Origin of the sequence: Streptomyces sp. NPDC003720 (assembly GCF_042875075.1) — a bacterium.
GTDB lineage: Bacteria > Actinomycetota > Actinomycetes > Streptomycetales > Streptomycetaceae > Streptomyces.
Map to the genome: position 1 here is coordinate 166,715 of NZ_JBIANZ010000006.1, position 23,281 is coordinate 189,995.

19 protein-coding genes and 2 pseudogenes are annotated in these 23,281 nt (G+C 70.6%); 6 read left to right on the forward strand and 15 right to left on the reverse strand.

Annotated features, from left to right (window positions below; all coding sequences use genetic code 11):
- Nucleotides 1-14: 14 nt before the first annotated feature.
- Entirely contained in the window at nt 15-764 is a 750-nt protein-coding gene (gene cobM, locus ACFYU0_RS18205) for a precorrin-4 C(11)-methyltransferase (protein WP_389302231.1), read from the reverse strand.
- Nucleotides 761-2,044 (reverse strand): precorrin-6y C5,15-methyltransferase (decarboxylating) subunit CbiE, encoded by a 1,284-nt coding sequence (cbiE, locus tag ACFYU0_RS18210; protein ID WP_389302234.1) that lies wholly within the window; start codon nt 2,042-2,044, stop codon nt 761-763. The genes cobM and cbiE overlap by 4 nt, the downstream gene beginning before the upstream one ends.
- Nucleotides 2,045-2,180: 136 nt before the next feature.
- Here cbiE and tsaD point away from each other — a divergent pair, with 136 nt between their 5' ends.
- The 3 genes and pseudogenes from tsaD to ACFYU0_RS18225 all read left to right on the forward strand — a co-directional run bounded on the left by tsaD (nt 2,181) and on the right by ACFYU0_RS18225 (nt 4,230).
- Nucleotides 2,181-3,230 carry a tRNA (adenosine(37)-N6)-threonylcarbamoyltransferase complex transferase subunit TsaD gene (gene tsaD / locus ACFYU0_RS18215; RefSeq protein ID WP_389302237.1) on the forward strand — a complete coding sequence of 350 codons (1,050 nt, stop codon included), beginning with the start codon at nt 2,181-2,183 and terminating at the stop codon, nt 3,228-3,230.
- Nucleotides 3,230-3,799, forward strand: a pseudogene (locus ACFYU0_RS18220) (GNAT family N-acetyltransferase); the annotation flags it as partial. The gene tsaD and the pseudogene ACFYU0_RS18220, both read left to right, overlap by 1 nt.
- Nucleotides 3,800-3,885: 86 nt before the next feature.
- Nucleotides 3,886-4,230 carry an antibiotic biosynthesis monooxygenase family protein gene (locus ACFYU0_RS18225; RefSeq protein ID WP_389302239.1) on the forward strand — a complete coding sequence of 115 codons (345 nt, stop codon included), beginning with the start codon at nt 3,886-3,888 and terminating at the stop codon, nt 4,228-4,230.
- A 285-nt stretch (nt 4,231-4,515) separates the two neighbouring features.
- On the opposite strand, the gene ACFYU0_RS18230 is transcribed toward ACFYU0_RS18225, so the two are convergent.
- Nucleotides 4,516-4,839, reverse strand: coding sequence for an STAS domain-containing protein (locus tag ACFYU0_RS18230; protein ID WP_389302241.1), 324 nt, complete (start codon nt 4,837-4,839; stop codon nt 4,516-4,518).
- Between the two features lie 48 nt (nt 4,840-4,887).
- Between ACFYU0_RS18230 and ACFYU0_RS18235 the strand changes: the two genes are divergently transcribed.
- Nucleotides 4,888-5,367: an ATP-binding protein gene (locus ACFYU0_RS18235; protein ID WP_389302244.1), complete on the forward strand. Its 480-nt coding sequence runs from the start codon at nt 4,888-4,890 to the stop codon at nt 5,365-5,367.
- A gap of 482 nt (nt 5,368-5,849) precedes the next feature.
- On the opposite strand, the pseudogene ACFYU0_RS18240 reads toward ACFYU0_RS18235, so the two are convergent.
- Nucleotides 5,850-5,948: pseudogene (locus ACFYU0_RS18240) on the reverse strand (3-oxoadipate enol-lactone hydrolase); the annotation flags it as partial.
- Between the two features lie 162 nt (nt 5,949-6,110).
- On the opposite strand from ACFYU0_RS18240, the gene ACFYU0_RS18245 reads away from it, so the two are divergent.
- On the forward strand, nt 6,111-7,796 hold the full coding sequence (locus tag ACFYU0_RS18245; protein ID WP_389302246.1) for a ribonuclease J: 1,686 nt from the start codon (nt 6,111-6,113) through the stop codon (nt 7,794-7,796).
- A gap of 56 nt (nt 7,797-7,852) precedes the next feature.
- Here ACFYU0_RS18245 and ACFYU0_RS18250 read toward each other — a convergent pair whose 3' ends face one another.
- A complete protein-coding gene (locus ACFYU0_RS18250) occupies nt 7,853-8,833 on the reverse strand; it encodes a cupin domain-containing protein (RefSeq protein ID WP_389302249.1) in 981 nt (326 codons plus the stop codon).
- A 95-nt stretch (nt 8,834-8,928) separates the two neighbouring features.
- The gene (locus ACFYU0_RS18255; RefSeq protein ID WP_389302252.1) at nt 8,929-9,756 is read right to left on the reverse strand and encodes a BTAD domain-containing putative transcriptional regulator; all 828 of its coding nucleotides are present in this window, start codon (nt 9,754-9,756) and stop codon (nt 8,929-8,931) included.
- Nucleotides 9,757-10,564: 808 nt separating this feature from the next.
- Between ACFYU0_RS18255 and ACFYU0_RS18260 the strand changes: the two genes are divergently transcribed.
- Nucleotides 10,565-11,548 (forward strand): LuxR C-terminal-related transcriptional regulator, encoded by a 984-nt coding sequence (locus ACFYU0_RS18260; RefSeq protein WP_389302789.1) that lies wholly within the window; start codon nt 10,565-10,567, stop codon nt 11,546-11,548.
- A 293-nt stretch (nt 11,549-11,841) separates the two neighbouring features.
- Here the strand turns inward: ACFYU0_RS18260 and ACFYU0_RS18265 are convergent, their stop codons facing one another.
- The 9 genes from ACFYU0_RS18265 to ACFYU0_RS18305 all read right to left on the reverse strand — a co-directional run bounded on the left by ACFYU0_RS18265 (nt 11,842) and on the right by ACFYU0_RS18305 (nt 23,199).
- Complete coding sequence (locus ACFYU0_RS18265) at nt 11,842-13,158, reverse strand: NAD(P)/FAD-dependent oxidoreductase (RefSeq protein ID WP_389302253.1); 1,317 nt, start codon at nt 13,156-13,158, stop codon at nt 11,842-11,844.
- A 141-nt stretch (nt 13,159-13,299) separates the two neighbouring features.
- Entirely contained in the window at nt 13,300-14,283 is a 984-nt protein-coding gene (locus ACFYU0_RS18270) for an LLM class flavin-dependent oxidoreductase (protein WP_389302255.1), read from the reverse strand.
- Between the two features lie 6 nt (nt 14,284-14,289).
- Complete coding sequence (locus tag ACFYU0_RS18275; protein ID WP_389302257.1) at nt 14,290-14,457, reverse strand: hypothetical protein; 168 nt, start codon at nt 14,455-14,457, stop codon at nt 14,290-14,292.
- 22 nt (nt 14,458-14,479) lie between these two features.
- A complete protein-coding gene (lanM, locus tag ACFYU0_RS18280) occupies nt 14,480-17,326 on the reverse strand; it encodes a type 2 lanthipeptide synthetase LanM (RefSeq protein ID WP_389302259.1) in 2,847 nt (948 codons plus the stop codon).
- Entirely contained in the window at nt 17,323-19,515 is a 2,193-nt protein-coding gene (locus ACFYU0_RS18285; RefSeq protein ID WP_389302262.1) for a peptidase domain-containing ABC transporter, read from the reverse strand. The genes lanM and ACFYU0_RS18285 overlap by 4 nt, the downstream gene beginning before the upstream one ends.
- Before the next feature lie 2 nt (nt 19,516-19,517).
- The gene (locus ACFYU0_RS18290) at nt 19,518-22,535 is read right to left on the reverse strand and encodes a type 2 lanthipeptide synthetase LanM family protein (RefSeq protein WP_389302264.1); all 3,018 of its coding nucleotides are present in this window, start codon (nt 22,533-22,535) and stop codon (nt 19,518-19,520) included.
- Between the two features lie 110 nt (nt 22,536-22,645).
- Nucleotides 22,646-22,807, reverse strand: coding sequence for a class II lanthipeptide, LchA2/BrtA2 family (locus tag ACFYU0_RS18295; protein ID WP_351665482.1), 162 nt, complete (start codon nt 22,805-22,807; stop codon nt 22,646-22,648).
- Between the two features lie 36 nt (nt 22,808-22,843).
- Nucleotides 22,844-23,005: a class II lanthipeptide, LchA2/BrtA2 family gene (locus ACFYU0_RS18300; protein WP_174266226.1), complete on the reverse strand. Its 162-nt coding sequence runs from the start codon at nt 23,003-23,005 to the stop codon at nt 22,844-22,846.
- A 29-nt stretch (nt 23,006-23,034) separates the two neighbouring features.
- Complete coding sequence (locus tag ACFYU0_RS18305) at nt 23,035-23,199, reverse strand: plantaricin C family lantibiotic (protein WP_351665484.1); 165 nt, start codon at nt 23,197-23,199, stop codon at nt 23,035-23,037.
- Nucleotides 23,200-23,281 lie beyond the last annotated feature (82 nt).

Sequence of the window (23,281 nt, forward strand, 5' to 3'; positions counted from 1 at the left end):
CGTCAGGGACCGACTCAGCACGCGTGCCGCTCCCGCTCCGGCGAGTACAGGTGGCTGTCGCGGAACTGCTCGGCGCCCAGCGTGCGGCCCACCATGATGACCGCGGTGCGCAGCACACCGGCGGCCTTCACCTGGGCGGCGATGTCGTCGAGAGTGCCGCGCAGGATCAGCTCGTCGGGTCGGCTGGCCAGGGCGACCACGGCGGCGGGGCAGTCGGCGCCGTAGTGCGGGAGGAGTTCCTCCACCACGCGGTCCACGTACTTGGCGGCCAGGTGCAGCACGATCAGCGCACCGCTGCGGCCGAGGGTGGCCAGGTCCTCGCCCTCCGGCATGGCGGTGGCGCGGTTGGCGACGCGGGTGAGGATGACGGTCTGGCCGACGGTCGGCACGGTCAGCTCCCGCTTCAGCGCGGCGGCGGCCGCGGCGAAGGCGGGCACGCCCGGCACCACCTCGTACGGCACACCGGCCGCGTCGAGCCGCCGCATCTGCTCGGCGACCGCGCTGAACACCGACGGGTCGCCCGAGTGCAGCCGGGCGACGTCATGGCCTTCCTCGTGGGCGCGGACCAACTCGGCGGTGATCTGATCGAGGTTGAGCTGCGCGGTGTCCACCAGGCGTGCGTCCGGCGGGCATTCGGCGAGCAGCTCGCGCGGGACCAGGCTGCCCGCGTACAGGCAGACCTGGCAGGCGGCGAGCGTGCGGGCGCCCCGCACCGTGATCAGGTCGGCGGCGCCGGGGCCGGCGCCGATGAAGTACACGGTCATCCGTCTGCTCCTGTCGAGGGGTTGAGGGTCTTCTGTACGGCCCACTGGGTCACCGGCATCGCCTGCCGCCAGCCGGTGAACCCGCCCACGGGCACGGCGTGCGCCACCGCGAGCTTGACCAGATCGCCGCCGCGCCGCCGGTAGGCGTCGGCGAGCAGCGCCTCGGACTCCAGCGTCACGGTGTTGGCGACCAGCCGGCCACCGGCCGACAGCGCGTCCCAGCAGGCGTCGAGCAGACCGGGCACGGTGAGCCCGCCTCCGATGAACACGGCATCCGGCGAAGGGAGTTCGGCCAGGGCGGCAGGCGCGGCGCCGGTCACGATGTGCAGCCCGGGAACGCCCAGTCGCTCGGCGTTCCGCGCGATCCGCTCCGCGCGCACCGGATCCCGCTCGACCGTGATCGCCCGACACGACGGGTGGGTGCGCATCCACTCGATCGCGATCGATCCGGATCCGCCACCGATGTCCCACAGCAGCTCGCCGGGCGCGGGCGCGAGCACGCCGAGTGTGGCGGCGCGGATGTGACGCTTGGTGAGCTGCCCGTCGTGTTCGTACGCCTCGTCCGGCAGCCCCGGCACGGCGCCGAGCCGCAAGGCACCGGGTGCTCGTCTGCATTCGACGGCGACGATGTTGAGAGGCTCCCCGGGCGGATGCGGCCAGTCGTCCGCCGTGACCTCGACCGTCGTACGTTCCCTCGCTCCACCGAGCTGTTCCAGCAGCCGCATCCGGCTCGGCCCGAAACCACGGCCGCGCAGCAGGGCGGCGACCTCGCCGGGGGTGGTGGCGTCGGAGCTGAGCACGAGGAGCCGGCGCCCGTGGTGGAGCGCTGCGGCCAGGCGGGCGGTCGGCCGCCCGACGAGGGTGACGACCTCCGTGTCCTCCAGCGGCCAACCCAGGCGGGCGCAGGCGTACGAGACCGACGACGGGTGCGGCAGGACGCGCACCGAACCGGGCCCCAGCTCCTCGGTGAGGGTCCGCCCGATGCCATAGAACATGGGGTCGCCGCTGGCCAGGACGGCGACACGACGTCCGGCGTGGGCGGCGAAGAGGCCGGGAACCGCGGGCCGCAGCGGCGAGGGCCAGGCTATGCGCTCACCCTCGCAGGCGGCGGGCAGCAGCGCGAGGTGGCGGGCGCCCCCAACGAGCACCTCGGCATCCCGGAGGACGGCGCGCGACGCCTCGGGCAGCCCGTCCCACCCGTCGGCCCCGATCCCGACGACGGCTACGGCGGCCCTCTCGCGTTCGGGGCGATCGGGCTGGTCGGGATGCAGGGGGATCACTTCCGCTACCTCGGTTCAAGGGGCCGGTGGCGCACTCTACTGGCCATCGACCAGCGTCTCCGCCTCCAGGTGCGCACCCCGGGAGCCTTATTGCACACTACTCGCAACAACTTATTCATCGCAGAGAGGGGCGGGCATGGGCTCTCCCGTCGTGCTGGGCATCGAGTCGTCCTGTGACGAGACCGGCGCGGGAATCGTCCAGGAGGGTCGACTGCTCGGCCACGCGGTGGCGTCGAGCATGGACGAACACGCGCGCTACGGCGGCGTTGTGCCGGAGATCGCGGCCCGCGCGCACGTGCACGCCGTCCGCCCGGTGGTCGAACGCGCCCTGGACGAGGCCGGACTGCGGCTGACCGACATCGGGGCGGTGGCGGTGACCACCGGTCCGGGCCTGTCCGGAGCGCTCCAGGTCGGCCTGGCCGGGGCGAAAGGGCTGGCGTACGCGCTGGGCGTTCCGCTGTACGGCGTCCACCACCTCGCCGGCCACGTCGCCGCCGACACTCTCGAACACGGCCCGCTGCCCAACCCCTGCATGGTGCTGATCGTGTCCGGAGGGCATACGTCCCTGCTCCTCGTCCGGGACCTCGCCCGCGATCCGATCGTCCATCTCGGCGACACCCTCGACGACGCCGCGGGCGAGTGCTTCGACAAGGTCGCCCGGGTCTTCGGACTGCCGTATCCCGGCGGGCCGGCCATCGACCGGGCAGCACGCACGGGCGATCCGCACGCCGTCCCCTTCCCCCACCCGCTTCCCGGCTCCTACGACTTCTCCTTCTCAGGGTTGAAGACGGCGGCTGCCCGCTGGGCCGAGAGTCACGCCGGCGCCGGACTGCCGGTCGCCGACGGGGCGGCATCCCTCCAGGAGGCGATCGCCGACGTACTGACCCGCAAGGCGGTCGCGGCCTGCGTGGAGCGCGGCGTGGGCACGCTGGTCGTGGTCGGCGGAGTCGCCGCCAACTCGCGGGTGCGCGCACTGGCCGAGGAGCGTTGCCGGGCCGCCGGCCTGACCCTGCGCGTGCCGCCGCTGCGGCTGTGCACGGACAACGGTGCGATGATCGCCGCCGTCGGTGACCTCCTTGTCCGGGCCGGCGCCGCACCGGCACCCCTGGACGTGTCCATCGACCCGTCGGCACCCCTGGAGTACGCGGCCCTGCATCCCAGGGCCATGGCGGGAGCGGCCGCCTGATGGCTGCGGACATCCGCGTCTTCCGCGGCGAGGACGTGCTGGCGCACTCCGAGGGACTGCGAGCCGTCTACCTCGACGCCTTCGGGACGCCGCCCTGGAACGAGGACGAGGAGCAGGCCACCATGTTCCTCCGTCGGCTGGCGGACGACGTCAAGCGCCCCGGTTTCACCGCGGCCGTCGCCTTCATGGCGGCAGAGGTCGCCGGTTTCGCTACCGCCTGGACCACCATGGCTCCCTTCCCCACCGACCGCTGTCACCCCCAGGCCGCGGCTGCCCTCGGCCCTGAGCGCACCGCGCAGTGGCTGTGCGGCGCCCGCGAAGTGGACGAACTCGCCGTCCGCACCGCAGCCCGCGGCACCGGCGTCGCCGCCGTGCTGCTGGAGGCGGTCACCGCCGACGCCCCCGAGGGCCGCTCCTGGCTGCTCACCTCGGTGAGGTCCGGCCGGGCCACATCCTTCTACCGCCGCCAGGGCTGGACCCAGGCCACCCACCCCTCCCCGGAAGGCCACGGCATCGCCGTCTTCCTCGGCCCCCGGCACCCGGCGCGCACGCTGGCCGCCCCACCTCTGGACCAGCCGAATCTCCGCGTGCACCCGCAGGGATGCGGACCCGCACACCCCCCACTCGAAGCAAGAGCAAGAGGAGGAACCGCCCCATGACCGTCACGGCACACATCGACACCACTCGCCCTGTGGCGACGCTCATCAACGTCTTCACCGTCTCCCCCGACCGTCAGGCCGAGCTGATCGACCTGCTGGCCGGTGCCACCGAGGAGACGATGAAGCACCAGCCCGGCTTCATCTGCGCCAACTTCCACGCCTCCCAGGACGGCGAACGCGTCATCAACTACGCCCAGTGGGAGAGCGAGGAGCACTACCGCGCCATGCTCGCCAACCCCGAGGCACGCGTCCACATGGACAAGGCGGCCACCATCGCCAGCGATGTACAACCCCGCATCTATCACGTGGCCTCGACCCATCAGAGGGGTTCAGCCGGCTGAGGTGCGGCCCAGCCGGCTCATGCGCGATGTCCACGGCGCCCAGCGCGGCGCTGGCATCCTCACCGGACCGCCCCGAGCCGTCGGCCTGCCTGCCGGGTGCGAAGAGGCCGAATGCATTGTGGACGAACTGCTCTCCGCCACCCGAGGAAAGGTTTCTCACGTGCATCGTCCTGCCCCGACCGCGCCTGGAACGCCCCACTCGATCGCGCGCCTCGCCCCGCTCCTCAGCCTGGCCCGGTTGATGACGTACTACGGCGTTTCCGACTGGTCGGCACGCATGTTGCCTCAGGCTTCCAGATCTTCGTGGAGGCCGGTGTAGCAGGGGATGACGGCGTCGATCCCGACGATCTGCAGGGTGCGCAGCACAAAGTTCGGTACGCCGGCCAGACGCAGCCAGCCGTCTGCCTGAGTGAGCTGGCGGTGGGCGACGAGGAGGACGTTGATGCCGCTGGAGTCCATGAAGGTGACGTGTCGCATGTCGACGACCACGCGGTGCCGGTCGCCGAGATCTCCGAGGTCCAGAGCGTGGATGAGGGGGGCGGCAGTGGTGTGGTCGATCTCGCCGGTCACCGTCACCACCGTGATGCCGTCGGTGGCGGTGGACGCCACTGTCAGCAGTTCCGGCCCGTGGACGTGTGGGTAGCGGAGGCGGAGTGGATGGAACGGACCTTGTCGGGCGATGACAGCACGACGCACCACAGCGACGGTCGCCTGCACGCTGCGGTGGCTTTGGACGGGCAGGGGCCCTGCATAGCCGAGGCCCGCCGCGTGGTCGCCGGCTTTCTCACCGAGATGCGCGCCGAGCACGGCATTCGTGTCTCCCAGCGGTCCCTGGAGTTGACACAGTTGGTGGTGAGCGAGCTGGTCACCAACGCCAGTAAGTACGCCTCCGGCCCGATACTGCTGGATCTGCAGATTGCCGGGGGCCTGGTGGAGGTGCAGGTGTGGGACTCCGATCCGGCGCTGCCGGTGGCCCGCGCCGCTGACGCGAGCCGGATCGGGCAGCACGGCCTGGAGATCGTGACGGCCGTCTGCCAGAGCGTCGAAGTCGCGCGGGAGCCGGTCGGCAAACGCATCACCGCTCGCCTGGCTCTCGTAGACACCCCTTCCGGCGAGGACCCCACTCGCCGTCGATAGGCGCCTCCAGCACCCGCTTGAACGGTGCGATCCTGGGGAGAGGCTTCTCACGGTTGCCGTTTGCGTTGAAGGGGGGAACAGCGCGGCCACCGCCTCGACATTCACACCCCTACCCGCGCGTGGCCGGGGCGCGCCATGTGCCACACGAATCGTAACGGACGAGTAGGCGGGTGCGATCGCAAATCAGGCACTCCCAGATCGTCGCAGGAACCCAGACTGCGTGAGGCGCCGACTGCGTCGTCCGCGCGAGCGCAGCCGATCTCACGGCGCAGCCGCACCGGAGCGATCCGGTGCGGCTGCGCCGCCTCAGGGCTCCGAGCAGAGTCCCGGCGGGAAGGACCCTGGCGGGGCCTCGCCGTACCACTCGTCTATCACGCAACAATCACCGACTGGGCGGCCCATCACGGACCAGAATGCTCTGACCTGGAGTTTCATGCCCGCGCTGGACTGGCGTAGACACCCCTGGACGGCCCCTACAACCTGTGCCATGTGGTGCCCAGGGAGGGACCCAGGATCAGGACGGGAGCCTCGTCCGGCCCGTCGAAGCGGTACTGCAGGGTGTTCGGTGGTGTCTCGCTCACTCGTCAGACCCTCTCATCTTCCGCGGACGCCCCTATAACGGGGGCTGTGAGGATGTGGGTCGCACCAGGTGAAAGACCTGCCGGGCGTCGTACCCCGCCGGCACCGGACGGATCACAAGGGTCGTGGATCAACCTGTGCCGCTCTACGGGTACCGTCAGGGTATGAGTCACCCGCACCCCGAGCTGAAAGCCGCCCCGCCCCTTCCCGAAGGAGGGCTGCGGGTCATCGCCCTAGGCGGCCTCGGCGAGATCGGCCGCAACATGACCGTCTTCGAACACGCGGGCAAGCTGCTCGTCGTCGACTGCGGTGTGCTGTTCCCCGAGGAGACCCAGCCCGGCGTGGACGTGATCCTGCCGGACTTCACCTCGATCCGGGACCGGCTGGACGACATCGTGGGCCTGGTGCTCACCCACGGCCACGAGGACCACATCGGCGGCGTGCCGTACCTGCTGCGCGAGCGGCCCGACATCCCCGTCGTCGGCTCCAAGCTGACGCTGGCCTTCCTTGAGGCCAAGCTCAAGGAACACGGCATCCGGCCGCGCACGGTGCGGGTGCGGGAGGGCGACCGGCGCGGCTTCGGTCCCTTCGACTGCGAGTTCGTGGCGGTCAACCACTCCATCCCCGACAGCCTCGCGGTCGCCATCCGCACCCGGGCCGGGATGGTGCTGCACACCGGCGACTTCAAGATGGACCAGTTCCCGCTCGACGAGCGCATCACCGATCTGCGCGCCTTCGCCCGCCTCGGCGAGGAGGGCGTGGACCTGTTCCTCACCGACTCCACCAACGCCGAGGTACCCGGCTTCACCACCTCCGAGCGCGAGCTGAACCCGGCGATCGAGCAGGTGATGCGCACGGCGCCGCGCCGGGTCATCGTCTCCAGCTTCGCCAGCCACGTGCACCGCATCCAGCAGGTCCTGGACGCCGCCCACCAGCACGGCCGCAAGGTCGCCTTCGTCGGCCGGTCGATGGTGCGCAACATGGGCATCGCCCGGGACCTGGGCTATCTGAAGGTCCCCTCCGGTCTGGTCGTGAGCACGAAGGAGCTGGAGAAGCTCCCGGACCACAGGATCACGCTGGTGTGCACCGGCTCCCAGGGCGAACCGATGGCCGCGCTGTCCCGGATGGCCAACCGCGACCACATGATCCGCATCGGCGAGGGCGACACCGTCCTGCTCGCCAGCTCCCTCATCCCCGGCAACGAGAACGCCATCTACCGGGTGATCAACGGACTCACCCGGTGGGGCGCCCACGTGGTCCACAAGGGCAACGCCAAGGTGCACGTCTCCGGGCACGCCAGCGCCGGCGAACTGGTCTACTGCTACAACATCGTCAAGCCCCGCAACGTCATGCCCGTGCACGGCGAGTGGCGCCACCTGCGGGCCAACGGCGACCTCGCCATCCGTACCGGTGTCGACCCCGACCGGGTCGTCATCGCCGAGGACGGGGTCGTCGTCGACCTCGTCGACGGGCGCGCGTCCATCACCGGCAAGGTTCCCGCCGGCAACGTCTACGTGGACGGCATGGAAGTCGGCGGCGCCACCGAGGCGTCCCTCAAGGACCGCCTCACCCTCGCGGCCGAAGGCGTGGTCACCGTGGTGGCGATCGTCGACGCGGACACCGGCGCCCTCGCCGAGGCCCCCGACTTCCTGGCCCGCGGCTTCGTCCACGACGACGCCACCTTCGAGCCGGTCGTCCCGGTCATCGAGAAGACCTTGGCCACCGCGGCCGAGGAGGGCGTCGGGGACGCACGCCAACTCGAACAGCTCATCGCCCGCGCCGTGGCGAACTGGGCGTTCCGCACCTACCGCCGCAAGCCCCTCATCATCCCCGTGATCATCGACGCCTGAACCGCGCCCCGGCAGCACGGTCCTGGACGCGGTCGGGTTCGACCGCGTCCAGGTTCTCAGGATGAGCGGCCCGTCCCGGCCGGAGGCCCGCCCGACGCGCCGGGCGCGGGTCCGACGTCCGGGAGGCCGAGCCGGAACCTGCCGAACTGCGCGCCGTCCCGGGCGGCGAAGAACGACTTCAGCAGGTCCTCCTGCTCGAACGCCCCGTTCAGCCGCTCCCGCACCTTCCGCAGCGCCTCCCGCGGCCCCTCCGGGTCGCCGAAGCGCAGCAGTTCGGCGCACATGGCCTCGTCCTCGCGGAGGCCCTCCACCAGCCAGTGGACGAGGTCCAGGCCGGTGGTGCAGGGGATCGAACCGGTGATGTGGAGGGAGGGGCCCTCCTCGGTCACCGGGTCATGCCAGTAGCCCCGTGGCAGGAAGAGCACGTCGCCGGGCGAGAGCACCAGGTCGTCGACGGTCTCGGCCGGCGGCGTACCCATCGCCGAGTCCCTCGGGTGCATGGAGAACTCGTTGCGCCCGAAGATGCGCCACCGCTTCCTGCCCTGGAGCTGGATGGCGAACACGTCGTGGTTGTCCCAGTGGGCGTTGAAGCCGCCGGTGGGCGCCCAGGAGGCGTAGAGGTTGAACTCGAAGTCGCTGAGCAGCCTGCGCTCGAAGGCCTCGGAGAGCCGCGACAGCCCGGGGTGGATCTCGTCCACGTACCGCATCGCGAGGGTGTGGCCCGCGCCCAGCGCCGCTCGCAGCCTCACCGGATCGACACGGACCCGCCGGCGCCCGCGCCGGGCGGCGCGCGCCTCCAGATAGGAGGCCTCGGGGAGTTGCCTGCCGTCCCGCGACAACCGCATCTGCGGGGACCGGAGTTGGTGCGTCTCCAGGATCTCGTTCAGGTCGTCCCAGCCGAAGACGCCCCTGATCTCCTCCGCGGCGCCGGGGAACACGCGGTGTTCGTGGTGGTAGACCCGCGACAGGAAGTCGCCGGCGGTCAGCGTGGAGACGAAGTCGTCGATCGAGTCCGAGAGGTCTCTCGGGTGTTCCATGGCTCCTCCGTGATTCGCCGCCGGCGCGGGACCGGCCGGTCGCGGTGGGAAGTGGGCGGACGATGTGCCGGGCGGGCCGCTCACGGCCGGCAGGCTCACCCGGTCGCCTCGTGGAAGGGCAGCTGGGGGGCCGCCACCGCCGGGAGCGCCCGGCCTCGCTCGCGTCCCGGGCCCACGTCGCCCCAGGGGGCGTGGGCCCGGCAGGAGGCGGCGCGCACGACCAGCCGCAGGGCCTCGTCGCCGTCCCAGGTGAGCGCCGCGCCCCTGATCGCCTCGATGCTCGGAGGCACGTCGAGGCCCAGGTCCTCGACGAGGACCGTCCTGCAGCGCTTGAGGACGCTGAGGGCGCCCGCCGAGTCGCCCTGGACGCAGTACACGGCTGCCAGGAGTTCCCAGAGACGTTGCCGGTACGGCGCTTCCGCGATGACCGTCTCGATGCGGTAGGACAGCATCTCGGTCCGGCCCGCGATGAGCAGCGCGGTGAAGAGGTCCTCGTAGGTGTCGAGGCGCCCGTTGCGAAGCCCGGTCGCGTGCGCGTCGAACCAGCGCGTCATCGGCAGATCCTGCCCGAACGGACCACGCCAGAGGGCCAGCGCGTCCTCGAGCACGGCGATGGCCCGGTCGGCCTCACCCCGCGCCAGGTGGGCGCGGCCCTGCCGGGAGGCCTGGAGGAACACGGGCAGGTCGACCTCGTCGGGCCCGACCTCCAGCCGGTAGCCGCTCTGTGTGCCGCGGCATGTCTTGATCCTGTCGCTCAGCCCCGGCATGGCCCGGTCGAGATCGCGCCGCAGTCCGGTGAAGTGACTGCGAATGTTCGCCCTGGCCGACGAGGGCGGATCGTCCCACAGCAGTTCGGCCAGTTCCGTCATTCCGACGGGGTGCCCGGACCGCAGGAGCAGGGCCGTGAGAATCGCCCGCCGCATGGGGGAACGAACCTCGACCTCTTCCTGAAATCGCAGGTGTCCCAGAATTCTGAACAGCATGGCGCCACCCGCCCCTTTCATCGGAGCGGACAGCACATGGCTGTGAACCACACCTTCTTCCCGGGAGGAAAGCCCGTTAAAACGGAGCAGCGACTCACGGTCGACGTCATAATTGTCCCCCATTACTTGCTCAATGTGACGATCTGTTCAGCTTGCCCGTGACCCGAACTGCGTGAAGTCCGGTGGCCGGGCCGGCCATGGCGCGGACCGGCGTGGGCAGGCACGGTGTCCGCCGGCAACCGGAGTGACGGTCGCGGCGGGTGCCGCTGTCAGGAACATGACTTGACTCCAATTCAGATGTCCGCAAAGGCCGTTGAAGGCCATTGGGCCCGTGGTGCCCGCTTTGCCACGGCCGCTTCGCCTTCCTCCGGCGGCAACCGCGACCGAGGAGAGGAAACCATTCCGGTATCCCGTCCGTCCGCACCAAAGTTCTGTCAGGAAATTGCCGTGCAGCCTGTTGCCACGTGCAGCCAGGACATGACGGGACGAACCAGCGCCGCTCGCGACGGATGCCGGGCGGCGGGGCTCTCTTTCGCCCAACTCCTGTGAGCTTTTCGGACGCGGGGGTACCGAAGTGACGAGCTGTCCAGAAGGCGCGCCGGACGCCATCAGTCGCTACCATGACGATCATGCACACTGTTGACAGGAGCATCACCAGAAACACACAAGCCGGCGCCCCCGCTTCAGGGCGTGTGGCTCACGCGGCTTAGTTGACGGGGCGCCAAAAAGGGGGAAGCACTTGACCGATGTGCTGGCACTTGACCAAGAGACACTCCGGGTGTATCGCGCTTTCCTGTTTCACAGCGAACAGGAGACGCACGAACTGGCCCGTTTGACGAACAGCGACGACGGCAGCGTGAAGGCGGCCATCACACGGCTCGTCGACCTGTCGCTGCTCGCCCCCTCCAAGGACTCGCCGGGCGGACTGAGAGCCGTGGACCCGTTGCGCGGGATAAGGGTCCTGCTCGAACGGGAGCAGGAGGAGCTCGCGTGGCGGGAACACCGCATCAAGCACAACACGACGATGCTCGACGCCATAGCCGCGGAATACGCCGCCGCCGTGAGATCGGCCCAGGTAGACGGCATCGAGCGACTTCACCGCATCGACGACATCCGTACACGGATAGAGGCCCTGGCGGAGTCCTGCCAGCAGGAGAGTCTGGCCTTCCATCCCGCGGGGGCACTGACCGAGGAGTCCGTCGAGGCGTCCAGGCCTCTCAACCAGCGTGCCATCGCCCGCGGCGTACGTTTTCGCTCGATCTACATCGACAGTATCATGCGTGATCGCGTGACCCGGTCGCATGCCCAGTGGATGGCCGAGCACGACTGCGAGGTGCGCACCGCCCCCTCCCTGCCGATGCGCCTGCTGATCGTGGACACGACGGCCGCCGTGGTCAGCGGGCTGCCCGGACAGGTCTCCGGCACGACACTGCTCTTCCGGAGCAGGCCGGTGGTCCTGGCCATGCGGGCCCTGTTCGAGGCGTACTGGGACCACGCGAACTGGTTCTCGCCGGGGTCGGCTTCCGGCGAGGCCTCCCCCGGCGAGATCACCCCCCAGGAACGCAAGCTGCTCGAGTTGCTGGCCGACGGTCTCACCGACAGCGCGGTGGCACGCTCACTGGGGATCAGCGTGCGCACGGAGCGCCGGAAGCTGGCGGGTCTGATGGAGCGGCTCGGCGTCTCCAGCCGTTTCGCGGCAGGCGTGCAGGCGGCTCGCCGGCAGTGGATCTGACGCCGGCCGGCCGTGCGCTCCGCACGGCCGGCCGGTCCGTGCCCGCCTCCGTCCCCGCGCCGGACGCGGCCGGATCGGGTCACCCGGCGGACGCGGCCAGGTGAAGTCCGACACGACCGCCTCCGCCGGGGAGCCGGCCGCCGTCGCGGCGATGGCCGCCGTGGCGGGCCGGCGGACTCGTCGGGGCACTGTGCATCCTTCCGTCGGACGGGAAGCGGGGCGTCGCGGGCCGGGAGCGCGGCGCCCCGGTTCTCAGGGCACCGGGCCGACGGCCCGCCACGACGCGGTCACCTTCAGCGCGCGGGACCGCTCGCGGTCGCCTCCCGGCTCGCGGTGGCCTGCTCGTCCCACTCCTGCATGACGCCCTCGACCTCCTCGACGCTCATCGGGTCGAAGTCCACGACGTCCGCCACGGCGTTCACGCCCGAGATCATCGAGACGAACCCGACGCGCGAACTCTGCGTGACCATGTTCCCGATCTCCCGGGCCCGCTCCTCGTACTCCTCGCGCAGCCGGGTCGGGTCCATGAAGAAGCGCACGTAGGCCAGGATGTCCTTGAACAACTGGCGGTAGAGGGCGTCGAACCGCTCCAGGGCCCGCGCTTCCTGCCGCTCGTCCTCCAGCGCGGCGCCGATGGCCCGGGCGGCCAGCCAGGCCCCGGACGTGCCCAGCCACACCCCGGAGGAGAACAGCGGGTCGATGAACGCGGCGGCGTCTCCCACCGCGGCCCAGCCCGGGCCGTGGAAGGTGTCGCACACGTGGGACCAGTCGCGTGTGGTGCGCAGTTCACCGAGGGTCTCCACGTCGACCATCGTCCTCGCGACGTGGCTGTCCCTCAGGCAGTCGAGGAAGACGTCCCGCTGGGTGCGTCCGCCACGGGTCTGCTCGGCGAGCTGCTCGGCGGACAGCACGTAGCCCATGCTCAGCTTGGTGTCCGAGAGCGGAATGCCCCACACCCAGCCGCCGCCCTGGATCGCCTCGACCAGGATGTCGTCCTGGTACGCGATGGGCGAGTAGGAGTCGAAGTACGTCCACACCGCGACGTTGCGCAGGTCGTCCTGCCAGTTGGTCCGGGTCAGCTGACGGGTCAGCAGGCGGCCCTGGCCGGAGGCGTCCACCACGAAGCGGGCGGTGGCCCGGTGGGTCTCGCCGTCCTGTGTGTAGGCCACCCCGGTCACCCTGCCGGTCCCGTCCCGGAGGATCTCCGTGACCTGGGCGGCCTCGTGCACCATGGCGCCGAGCTTCCGGGCGTTGTCGAGCATCAGCTCGTCGAACTCGCTCCGCGTGACGTGCCAGGCGTGGGTGAAGTGGCTGCCGGTCGCGGAGAAGGCCGCGGAGAAGTCGCTGCGCCAGGGCTCGGGGTCCCGGCCCCACCGCAGGGTGATCCCGCTCTTGTGCCGGAAGCGTGCGTCCAGCTCGTCCACGAGGCCGAGTTCCTCCATGAGCGGGGCCATGCCGGACACCATGGACTCCCCGATGTGGTACCTGGGGAAGGTCTCCCGTTCCAGGATGAGTACCGTGTGGCCGGCCTTGGCGAGCAGGCTTCCGACCGTGGATCCGGCCGGGCCCCCTCCCACGACGACGACATCGACGTTCTCGGTGCGGGACATGTGCTTTCGCCCTCTCTGCTGACGGACAATCGTGTGATCAGGCATGGAAAGGTGACGTGGGAACGGTCGACGGCACGAGCCCGGCGGACGGCGCCCCGCGGGCCACGACGGGCGCGCAGGGCCGCCGGCTCTGCCGCTGCGTCAGGTCGGCCGGACGTCGTCCGCGGACGCGCCCGACGCGCTGCCGAGCACCTGCAGGAGGTCCTCGGCGGCCGCTTTCGGTCCGTGCGTCTGCGCGACACCGATCGTGTTGAGGACGACCTCTTCCACCCCCGCGGCGGCGAACTCGGCGAGCCGGTCGCGGATCTGCTGCACCGTGCCGTACAGGAAGGCGCCCGCGTCCGCGACCCGCGCGGCGTCCTTCGCGTCGCCCTGGTCGGAGACCGCGATCCCGGCCTTCCGGAGCGCGTCCTGGTAGTGCGGCGCCTTCAGATGGTTCCCGCAGGTCGCTTCGACCAGGGCGGTGACGTCACGGCCCTCGCGCGCGACCGCCAGCGGCACGATGGCCGTGGTACGCACGGGCTCGTCGAGCTTGCGGTCGGCGCCCGCCATCGCCGGGACCAGCGTCTCGGCCAGGTAACGCGCCGGCAGAAGCCAGGTGACGGCCCGGTCGGCCACCTCGCCCGCGAGGGCCGCCATCCTCGGGCGCAGCACCCCGAGGCCCACCTCGACCCGTGGCGCCGGGCGCTTCGGCAGCCGGGCGGCCACCGAGAAGTACTCGCCCTCGACCATGGCGTCGTCACCCGACACCAGGGCGCGCACGATCGTCGCGTACTCCCGGCAGGCCCGCAGTTGACTGGCGTACGGCCGTCCCATGAGAGCGCTCTGGAAGGACAGGGGGCCCGGACCGAATCCGGCCACCACGGGGTGCCCGGTGGCGAGGGCGACCGAGCGCGCCTCGAACGCCGCCTGGTACGGCGACCGCATCGGCATCAGGGAGACCCCGAAGCCCATCGGGACGCGCACCCCGATCCCGGCGAGCCAGGTGGCGAGGTGGTGGGAGTCGAGGACCAGCGACTGCCCCTGCCACAGGCGCTCGGCGGCGGTCCACTGCACGAGGTTCGCGAACAGCACCGCCTGTTCGGGACGGGCCGGCACCACCGGCAGCAGTATCGAGTACTTCATCGTGCGCTACCGCTTCCGTCGGCGTACCGACACGATCAGGGAGATGACGGCTCCGGCCACCAGGCCGAGCACGGCACCGCCGCGGTTGTCCTGGCTGAAGGCCACGGCCGCGACGAGGGCCCCGACGAACAGGGGGAACGTCGCCGCCATGCGGCTCTGCTTGTTCTGGCTCATCACTGGTCTTCCTTGTCTGTGGTCACCGCGGGAGTTCCGTCAGGGCGCTCGCGCCGCGCGGCCGCGGGGAGGACGGTTCCGGCACGCCGGCGCCGGTCAACGCGACCGGCACGAAGGCCGGGGGCCGGCCGTCCAGCGCCCTGTTCAGCATCAGGTCGGTGTGACCGATACCCGACCAGCCGAACATGTAGCCCAGCAGCGAGGTCCTCCCCGGACACCCGGTGTGGAACCCGTGCTCACGAGCCGCCCGCGCCACGCGTGCCCGGTAGTCGGCCGCCCGATCGAGCAGGGACGGGTCCTCGCAGAGCCCGCTCGCCGCGATCAGCGACTGGATCACCCCGCTGGAGCCGTGGCACACCGACAGGTCCACCGGCTTCCGCTCCCGCAACGACGTGGCACGGTCAGCCAGTTCGGCGAGGCGACCGCCGGCGAGGGTGCGCGGGCGGCCCGCCGAGGCCAGGACCTCCGCCGCGACCAGCAGCAGCCCGGCGCTGCCGTTGCACCAACCGGGCACCGGCGGCGGCTCACCGTGGGCCAGGCGTTCGGTCAGCCAGTCCGCGGCCGCGTCGGTCAGCGTCGGGTCACCCAGGTACCGGCCGATCCGGGACACGGCCCACCGCATGCCGATGTCGCCGTGCGCGACGTCGAACCAGGCACGGTCCAGCGTCGTCCCGGCCTGTGCGAGCACCAGGTCGCACAGGCGGATGAGCCGGTCCTCGTCCATCAGGGGGGCCTGCCCCGCTTCGAGACGGGCCAGCACGGCCATGAGCAGGCCGGCGGGACCATTGGCCAGGTCCCTCTCCAGGGTGCCGGCCTCGACGCGCTCCGCGATGCGGTCCAGCAGCCGGGACACCCAGACGCGGTCCTGCCCGCGGGGCCGGGTGAGCAGCAGCGAGGCCGCCCCGGTGAAGACGCTCTCCGGGGCCCTCAGCAGGGCCTCCCCGTACACCTCGAGAAGCGCGCTCAGGCCGCGGTCGGCACTCAGGTGCAGCTCTGCCAGTGCCGGGTCGTGCCGCGCGGCGTCCTCGAGGAAGGTGACGATCCCTCCGCTGTCGTGGAACGACAGGTAGTTCCCCGGCACGATGGTGGGGACTCCGCGGTCGGGCCCCACCCCGCCGATCCAGCCGCTCTGCGCACCGTGCTCGCCCCGGTGCGTCACCCGCACGTCCTGGAGCGTGCGGGCCACCAGCGGCCACCACGCCTCGTCCGCGGTGGTGCGCAGGACTGCGGCGAAGAGGCTGTGACGGGACATCACGTCCGGTGCCGCCTCACCGAGTTCGCCGAAGCACTCCTCCAGCACGAACCGGTGGTAGGCGTCGCTCTGCCCGGCGTGGAGGGCGAGACCCGCGCGGGCGAAGTCCGCCGGTGACGACGGGTGGGCCCGTTCCTGCCGGGAGGTGTTCGTGGCCAGCTCGGTGGAACCGGCCCGCGCCGTGAAGTAGGGCACGTTCCCGGTGTCCAGCGCGCTGCGCTCGGCCTCACCCGCGAACCCGCGTGCCTCGTCGCTCAGATGCCGGGGGAAGCCCTTCAGCAGGCCCAGAAGGCGCTCGGTCTCACCGGCGTCGCGCAGGTACTTGGGCTGGGTCGCCGCGTCGAGGAAGCGGCCGTACACCATCGTCGAGCGGATGAGGCAGCGTACGGGCAGGTCGGCGTACCGGCCGACGACGTCCTCGATCGCCTCGCGCTGCCGGACGGCTCCCAGGGCGTCGGTGTATCCGGCGAGGATGTCGCCGTAGTACCGCACGGCCGGCAGTCCGTCCTCGCCGAGCCGCGGCACGTTCTCCTTGTGCCGGTACACGACGGGTTCCCAGCGCAGCCGGACGGCGTCCGTGCCGCCGTCCTGGATCACGGTCTTCTTCAGTTTGCCGGACACCTGCTCGCCGCCGACGCCGACGCCCGCCATGATCACGTCGATGGGCGATTCGGGCCGGACGTTCGGGACCAGCATGGTGGAGGCCACGGACGCCTCGACGTGGTGGATCAGCCGGTGTTCCAGCGAGTCGGTCCCTGAGCCGGCGCCCGGCCGCAGCATCATCTCCGTGTCGATGACGCACGGGTGCTCCCCCGCGGCGAGCAGGTTCTCGTCGTGGAGGTCGGAGGCGCCGATGGCGCCGAAGAGCGCGCACAGCGCGCCGAAGCGGTAGAAGTACCGGGCCGGCTGGTCCGGCGCGGTCATGGCGCGCGGGGTGACGAACCGCTGCCATCCGTGCCCGCCGACGGACAGCGACGCCGGCACGCATCCGTCGAGGGAGTGGGCGAGGTACGGCTCGGCCACGGCGTACAGGTCGCGGACGAAGTCGTCGGCCGCCAGCGTGCGCGGCTTGAAGACCAGCTTTCCGCCGCTCGCGAGGCGTAGGCCCACGACGCGCCGGTTGTCGTTGTGGGGGTCCCCGCCCGTGGTGACGAGGGAGGCCAGCGTGTCGTTCCCGTCCGCCAGCAGCCCGCCCGCCGCAAGCCGCGGCCGGTCCTCGTGGAAGGCGGTGAGCATCTCGTCGTAGGCGTCGAGGAAGTGGTCCAGGACCACGGTGAGCCGACGGCGCAGCACCTCGTAACGGGCCAGGACATCTTGGCAGTTGTGCGGGTCCTCGAGGTGCCGGCGGAACTTCCGGAGCGCCTCGTCGCCGTCGGCGGACATGGGCAGCCCGAGGGCTTCCCGGAACTCGTGGAACTCCCCTATCAGCACCCGGAGGGAGTGTCCCTCCACGGTGGTGACGAGGTCCTCCCAGATCTGGTCGGTCAGGGCCTGCGCGTGCTGGGGCGTGGACACCCGGGAGAGGGGGCCGTGCAGTCGGTCCACGACTGCCTGACGGGGTACGCGGTTCGTGTAGAACGACAGGAAGTCGACGACTGCCACCTGCGGGTCGGTCACGCTCGTTCTCCCCCCACCAGCGTTTCCTCCCGCTGGTCGTCGCCGTACAGGTCTGCGTACAGGTCGCCCTCGCCGAGGAGGTCCTCGTGGGTGCCGGCTTCCGTGATGGAGCCCTTGTCGAGGACGTAGATCCGGTCGGCCGACTTGACGGTGGCCAGGCGGTGCGCGATCACGACCTGAGTGGCCCCGATCTCCGAGATGACCCGCATGACACGGCGTTCGTTGATGTTGTCGAGCGCCGCCGTGGCCTCGTCCATGACCAGGATCTTCGGATTCCCCAGCAGGGCCCGGGCGATGGCGATCCGCTGGCGCTGGCCGCCGGAGAAGTTGGCCCCCATGTCGGAGACCAGGGTGTTGAACCCCATGGGCAGCTCGTTGACGAAGTCGAGGATTCCCAGCCGGTCGCAGAACTCGCGGACGTGCTCCTCGGACAGGTCCTTGCCCAGTGTCAGGTTCTCCAGGATGGTGCGGTTGTGCATGTGCACCTCCTGCGGGATGTAGCCGATGGTGCGGCGCAGGGCGGTCTTGTCGTACTCCTCGAGGTCGTGGCCGCCGTACTCGATCGTTCCGCTCGTGGCCCCGTAGAGCCCGCAGATGATGCGGCCGAGGGTGCTCTTGCCGGATCCCGAGGGTCCGACGAGGGCCACGCGTTCTCCCGCGCCGATCGTCATCGAGACGTTCCGCACCACCAGATCGCTGTGCTGGGTGAACCGGAAACTGACGTCCTTCAGGGTGATGGACGGGGCGGCGAGCTCGGTCCTGGCGCCGCCGGGCGCCTCCGGCTCCTCCTCGGAGATCTCCGCCAGCCGGGACACGTACCGGGACACCTCGTTGAACGACGTGTAGGTCTGGAACACCGAACTGGCCAGGGAGAAGTAGGTCGCGGAGATCGCCTGGACCGACACGGCGGCCCCCAGGGAGATGCCGCCGTGGCCGACCAGGTAGAGGCTGAACAGCAGCAGGATCAGCGGTCCGAACATCTGCGTCGTGGTGGACAGTCCGGCTATGCGGCCCTGCTGGAGACGCATCCGCGTCCTCATCGCGTTCAGCGAGTTGCTGTACGTCTCGTTCCAGCCGGTCAGGAACTCCTCGGCGTAGCCGCCCATCTTGATCGCCGGGATCGACACGATGGCGTCGAGCTGGGTTCCCTGGCTCTTCGACAGGTAGGCGATCTCCGAGTCGACCGCCTCGGTGACCCGGTACCGCGTCTTCATCAGGTACAGGGCGTTGAGCAGGAAGAGGCCCACGGCGACCAGGCCCAGGCGCCACTCCGTGACCAGCAGGTACACCGTGACGCAGACGAGTGTGCCCACATCGAGCACGCCCTGGGCCATCCGGGACGAGATCAGGTCGCGTACCGACGTCACGCTGTTGAGCCGGTAGATCAGTTCGCCGGGCGGCCGCGTGGTGAAGAACTTGAACGGCAGGTTGAGGAGCCTGGTGAACGTCTGGCTCATCAGGTCCTTGCCGAGCACGGCGATCAGCGAGGACAGCAGCACGACCCTCGTCAGGTGCAGCACGTAGTAGCACAGGGCGGCGGCCAGCACGGCCCCCAGGAGGACGGCGGAGTCGCCGAGCCCCTGCCAGTGGGCGTACCGGTCGACGGCCCACCGGGTGAGGACGGGAATGCCGAGGACCGTCCCGTAGCCGCTGAGCGACAGCAGCGCCACCAGGCCTATGCGCTTCTTCGCGTCCGTCGTGAGCAGCAGGAACTTGCGCCACTCGGCGAACGGCCTGGCGCGCTTCCGCTCGAACCCTTCGGCCGGCTCGGCGGCGAGGACGATCTCGGTGAAGCTCTTCTCCAGCTCCTCGCGGCTGATCCGGCGCCGTCCGACCGCGGGGTCCATGACGACGGCCGTCCGGCCGTCGAAGTTCTCCAGGACCACGAAGTGGTAGTTCTCCCAGTAGAGGATCACCGGTGAGGTGAAGTTCTCCAGGGCGGCCACGTTCCTGACCCGGTACGGCTTGACCCGCATGCCGCGTGACTCCAGGAAGTGCGCCAGCTGGCCGGCCGACAGGCCGTCACGTCCCGCTTCCATGACCTCGCGGGCGCTGACGATCTCCTCCGCGCGCCCGTAGTACCGCAGCAGCGCGATGCACGAACACAGACCGCACTCCGTCTGCGTGACCTGGGTGACGGTCGGTACGCGGCGTGCCGTGTGGATCTTCTCCCGGTGGGGTGTCGCCATGGTCAGCGCCCTCCCACGGTGAGGGTGAGCGGGCACAGGCGCAGGTCCGGATCGATCCGGTTGAGCAGGTGCAGTGCCAGGCCGGCGCTGCCGACCATGAGGCTGTTGGTGTGCGCGTAGCGGCTGTCGGGGTCGGCCGTCTTGCGGCGGAACACCTCCGGTCTGAGCCATCGGCGTTCCTGCTCGCGTACGTCCGCGTGCAGCGGGGCGCCGTCCGGGCCGGCGATGAAGCGCAGGGCGGCGTGGTTCCCCAGGTCGCCGTGGCACCAGGTCAGGTTGCGGCCGAACCCGAGGCGCAGTGTGTTGTCGATCGCCTGGTCCCGCGCGGCCGTGACGTCCTCGGCGCCGGGCACGGTCCCGTAGGCGGCGAGGGCCAGGGCGACACTGGTCGAGCCGTGGCACCAGCCGGTCGAGAAGGTTCCGTCCTGCGAGGCACGGGACGACCAGTTCCGCTCGTCCGGGTCGAAGAACACGTCGAGCCGCCTGACGAGTGCGGTCAGCACCGTCTCGACCAGGGGCCGGTGTTCCGCCGGCAGCAGCGCGTGGGCACGGCCGAGGGCGTGGACGATCCCGCTGACGCCGTGGGCGAACCCCGACTGGTCCAGGACCGACCGGGCGTGGACGCCGTCCGACTGGATCGCCCGGACGAGGAGGTGCGTCACCTCGGTGACGGCCTCGGGAGCGTCGGGGCCCGCGATGGCCGTTATGCAGTTCAGCACGCCCGCGAGGCCGCTGATGACGTCCAGCGGCAGCTCGTCGGCGGGCTCGGCGCGGATCTGCTCGAGCACCAGGGGTACCGCTCCCCGGGCGGCGCGCACCCAGTCGTCCTCGCCGGCCAGGCCGCCTGCCGCCGAGAGGCAGAACAGGATGCCCGCCATGCCGGTGTAGCCGCCGTAGCCGGCCTGCCGGAGGCTGCGGGACTCGTAGCGGTGCGAGGCCAGGATGTCGGCGGTCGCCGAGAAGATCTGCCGCGACACGTCCAGGTAGCGGTCGTCGTCGAGGACACGTCCGGCGGCGCAGAGGGTGAGGGCGATGCCGGTCCGGCCCGTGTAGAGGTCGTAGCCGAGCACGCCGGGCGGCCAGGGGCGGTCCGCCTCCGCGGACGCCAGCGGCCCGATCCAGGTCCTGGGCAGGTGGGCGAAGCGGTCCGGCAGGGAGGTCTCGACCAGGCCGTCGCAGAGCTCCCGCGCGAGGGTGACGAGGGCCTGACGCTCGCCGGAGCCCGCCCCGCCGTCCGGCGCGGGGGCTTCCGCGTGCCGTGCGGGAGACAGGTGGTTGTCCGGGAACTGGGCGGTGAACGCCGACCGGATGAGCCGCAGTTGCTGTGCGAGATCGGTCTCACCGAGGCGGGCCGCCTTGCCGAGGGCGAGTTCCAGCGGGGAGTGGCCGAGCGCGGCGCCCACCTCCCGGCCGTCTCCGTCGCAGATCCCGGTTCCGGTGGCGCTGACGGTGAAGTACGGGACGTCCCGCTCGGCCATCTGCCGGAGCTCCGAGACGATCAGCGGCCGGGCGGAGGTCTTGCTGGCGATGGCGATGCGCTTGAGCAGCGCGAGATAGGTGGCCGGGTCGTCGAGTGCGCTCGGCCCGGTGGTCATGCGCAGGGTCTGGGAGTAGAGCGCGGTGGGGTTGTGCACGTAGCGGATGCGCAGGCCCACGGCGAAGGTGCGCAGCAGCGTGGTCCAGGTGCCGGGCGCCGCGAGTACGGCGCGGTACGTGCGCGTGAAGCCGTCCGCCATCTCCCGGCCGAGGCGGAGGATCTCCTCCTCGGTCCGCTGGCCGACGACGGTCTTGCGGCCCTGCACCGCCTGCGTCTTGAGGGAGAGCCGGATCCGGTCCGTGTAGGGCGCGTCGAAACTCATCTGCTTGAACGGAGACGTGCCGCGCCCCGGCCCGCCGAGGAATCCGAGGTCCACGTGCCCGCCCCGGTCCTTCTTCCTGCCCGCCATCACCAGCGGCAGGATGCCCACCCCGTAGACCGACTGCCCGATGGTGGCGTACGCGTTCCCCTCGGCCTCCGGAACCGGACCGTCGTGGACCCGCTCCGGGTGGAGAAGGGTCTCCAGATCCACCGGGACCGGACCGCGGCGGGTCGGCACGATGTTCTCGAAGTGCATGTCACGCGCGTTCAGCACGTACAGGACCGCCGCCAGTTCGCCGCTGTCCCGCATGAAGCGCTCGGAGATGCCGGAGACGTCCTCGGCCTCGACGTACTCGACGTATCCGTAGCCGTCGCGGGCGAGTGCCCGGGCGGCGACGAGGCGGGTGCCGAAGGCCTTGTTGAGTTCGCCCGCGAGGCGGAGGTAGGCGGCCTCGCAGGACACGTCGCGCGGTTTGTAGACCAGGCGGGTGCCGGACTCGAAGGTGAGGATGCAGACGGCGCGGCCATGGTGGTGGGTGTCGCCCTCGGGGGTGCCGAAGGAGACCAGCCGGTCGTCCGGCGCGAGACCGAAGGCGTCCCGGAGCACCTCCCGGTCGGCGACCACCCTGGAGCAGAGTTCGACGACGGCGTCGACGGTGCCGGCCAGCACCACCGGCGTGAGATCGCGCAGCACGGGGAAGTCGAGACCTGCGGCGGCGGTGAACGAACCGCGTATCGCCTCGTCCACGAAGTACCGGTAGCGCTCCTGCGGGCTGTCGCCCTCCAGAAGTCCCCGCTCGCGCGCGTGGTTGACGGCCGCGACCAGCGGACGGGTGTACGTCTCGCGGACGCGGATCTCCGCCCTGGCGAGCAGTTCGACCAGCGCGTCGTCCGAGTCGGTGAACAGGGCGGGAAACGCGGCCAGCGGATCTCCGTCCGCGGCGCCCGCCGCGATCGCCCTGATCACGTGCTGGAACGGGTATTCCTCCGGACGGGTCAGCCAGTCCTTGACGACCCCGGGCCGGGCGGATGCCGCGTCGGACTTCTGCGGCCCGCCGGCGACCACGGCGAGAACGTGGTCGTCGAACGGCGCGAGCGGGGTGATCGTCTCACCGATCTCCGTGTCGTCGAACTCCGGATAGAGGTTGATCGCAGATCTCATTGCCGTCCTTCTGCACGCGATGTGAAGTACCCCCAAAAGGCGGGGCGGAATGGACCCTTGGGGGTTTCGATCCATTCCGCCCCACCCGCTTACACCGACCTACAGAGCACTCAGCAGGCGCTGGTGCACTTGGTGGTCGGGCAGAAGGCGACGCTGGCCGCCACCGTCACGGCGATGGAGACCGGCGTCGTGCCACCGGTGACGTCGGCCTCGCTCAGCTCGATGAGCTCGGCCTCGTCGTACGCCCCGAGAATGTCCTTCTCGTTCTGCATGATCGTTCCTTCCCCGTTACTTGAAGAGATCCGTTGTCAGCAGGCGCTGGTGCACTTGATGGTCGGGCAGAAGGCGACGCTGGCCGCCACCGTCACCGCTATGGAGACCGGCGTCGTGCCACCGGTGACATCGGCCTCGCTCAGCTCGATGAGCTCGGCCTCGTCGTACGCCCCGAGAATGTCCTTCTCGTTCTGCATGGAATTGCCTCTCTCGTCGCCGACCACGGTCAGTTGCAGTTGGCCTGGCATTCCTTGGTGAGGGTGCACCAGCCGCCGTGGTTGCCCAGCGCGTCCGAGAGCGAGAAGGTGTTCGTGGTGCACGCTCCGTAAGCGACGCCGTCGAAGTCCTGCTCTTCGATCTCCTCGAGGAGGGACAGGTCACCCTGGTACATGGCAGTTCTCCCTTGTGTGGTGGATGCGGGCGCCGAACTGTCGTTCGGCGTCTGCTCCGATCATGGGAGGCGGACATTCGAC

What these genes read in the sequence shown, in the direction of transcription:
- cobM (WP_389302231.1), bottom strand. Translation starts at nt 764, where the DNA reads ATGACCGTGTACTTCATCGGCGCCGGCCCCGGCGCCGCCGACCTGATC.
- tsaD (WP_389302237.1), top strand. Translation starts at nt 2,181, where the DNA reads ATGGGCTCTCCCGTCGTGCTGGGCATCGAGTCGTCCTGTGACGAGACC.
- ACFYU0_RS18225 (WP_389302239.1), top strand. Translation starts at nt 3,886, where the DNA reads ATGACCGTCACGGCACACATCGACACCACTCGCCCTGTGGCGACGCTC.
- ACFYU0_RS18235 (WP_389302244.1), top strand. Translation starts at nt 4,888, where the DNA reads ATGGAACGGACCTTGTCGGGCGATGACAGCACGACGCACCACAGCGAC.
- ACFYU0_RS18245 (WP_389302246.1), top strand. Translation starts at nt 6,111, where the DNA reads ATGAGTCACCCGCACCCCGAGCTGAAAGCCGCCCCGCCCCTTCCCGAA.
- ACFYU0_RS18250 (WP_389302249.1), bottom strand. Translation starts at nt 8,833, where the DNA reads ATGGAACACCCGAGAGACCTCTCGGACTCGATCGACGACTTCGTCTCC.
- ACFYU0_RS18255 (WP_389302252.1), bottom strand. Translation starts at nt 9,756, where the DNA reads ATGCGGCGGGCGATTCTCACGGCCCTGCTCCTGCGGTCCGGGCACCCC.
- ACFYU0_RS18265 (WP_389302253.1), bottom strand. Translation starts at nt 13,158, where the DNA reads ATGTCCCGCACCGAGAACGTCGATGTCGTCGTCGTGGGAGGGGGCCCG.
- ACFYU0_RS18270 (WP_389302255.1), bottom strand. Translation starts at nt 14,283, where the DNA reads ATGAAGTACTCGATACTGCTGCCGGTGGTGCCGGCCCGTCCCGAACAG.
- ACFYU0_RS18275 (WP_389302257.1), bottom strand. Translation starts at nt 14,457, where the DNA reads ATGAGCCAGAACAAGCAGAGCCGCATGGCGGCGACGTTCCCCCTGTTC.
- ACFYU0_RS18285 (WP_389302262.1), bottom strand. Translation starts at nt 19,515, where the DNA reads ATGGCGACACCCCACCGGGAGAAGATCCACACGGCACGCCGCGTACCG.
- ACFYU0_RS18290 (WP_389302264.1), bottom strand. Translation starts at nt 22,535, where the DNA reads ATGAGATCTGCGATCAACCTCTATCCGGAGTTCGACGACACGGAGATC.
- ACFYU0_RS18295 (WP_351665482.1), bottom strand. Translation starts at nt 22,807, where the DNA reads ATGCAGAACGAGAAGGACATTCTCGGGGCGTACGACGAGGCCGAGCTC.
- ACFYU0_RS18300 (WP_174266226.1), bottom strand. Translation starts at nt 23,005, where the DNA reads ATGCAGAACGAGAAGGACATTCTCGGGGCGTACGACGAGGCCGAGCTC.
- ACFYU0_RS18305 (WP_351665484.1), bottom strand. Translation starts at nt 23,199, where the DNA reads ATGTACCAGGGTGACCTGTCCCTCCTCGAGGAGATCGAAGAGCAGGAC.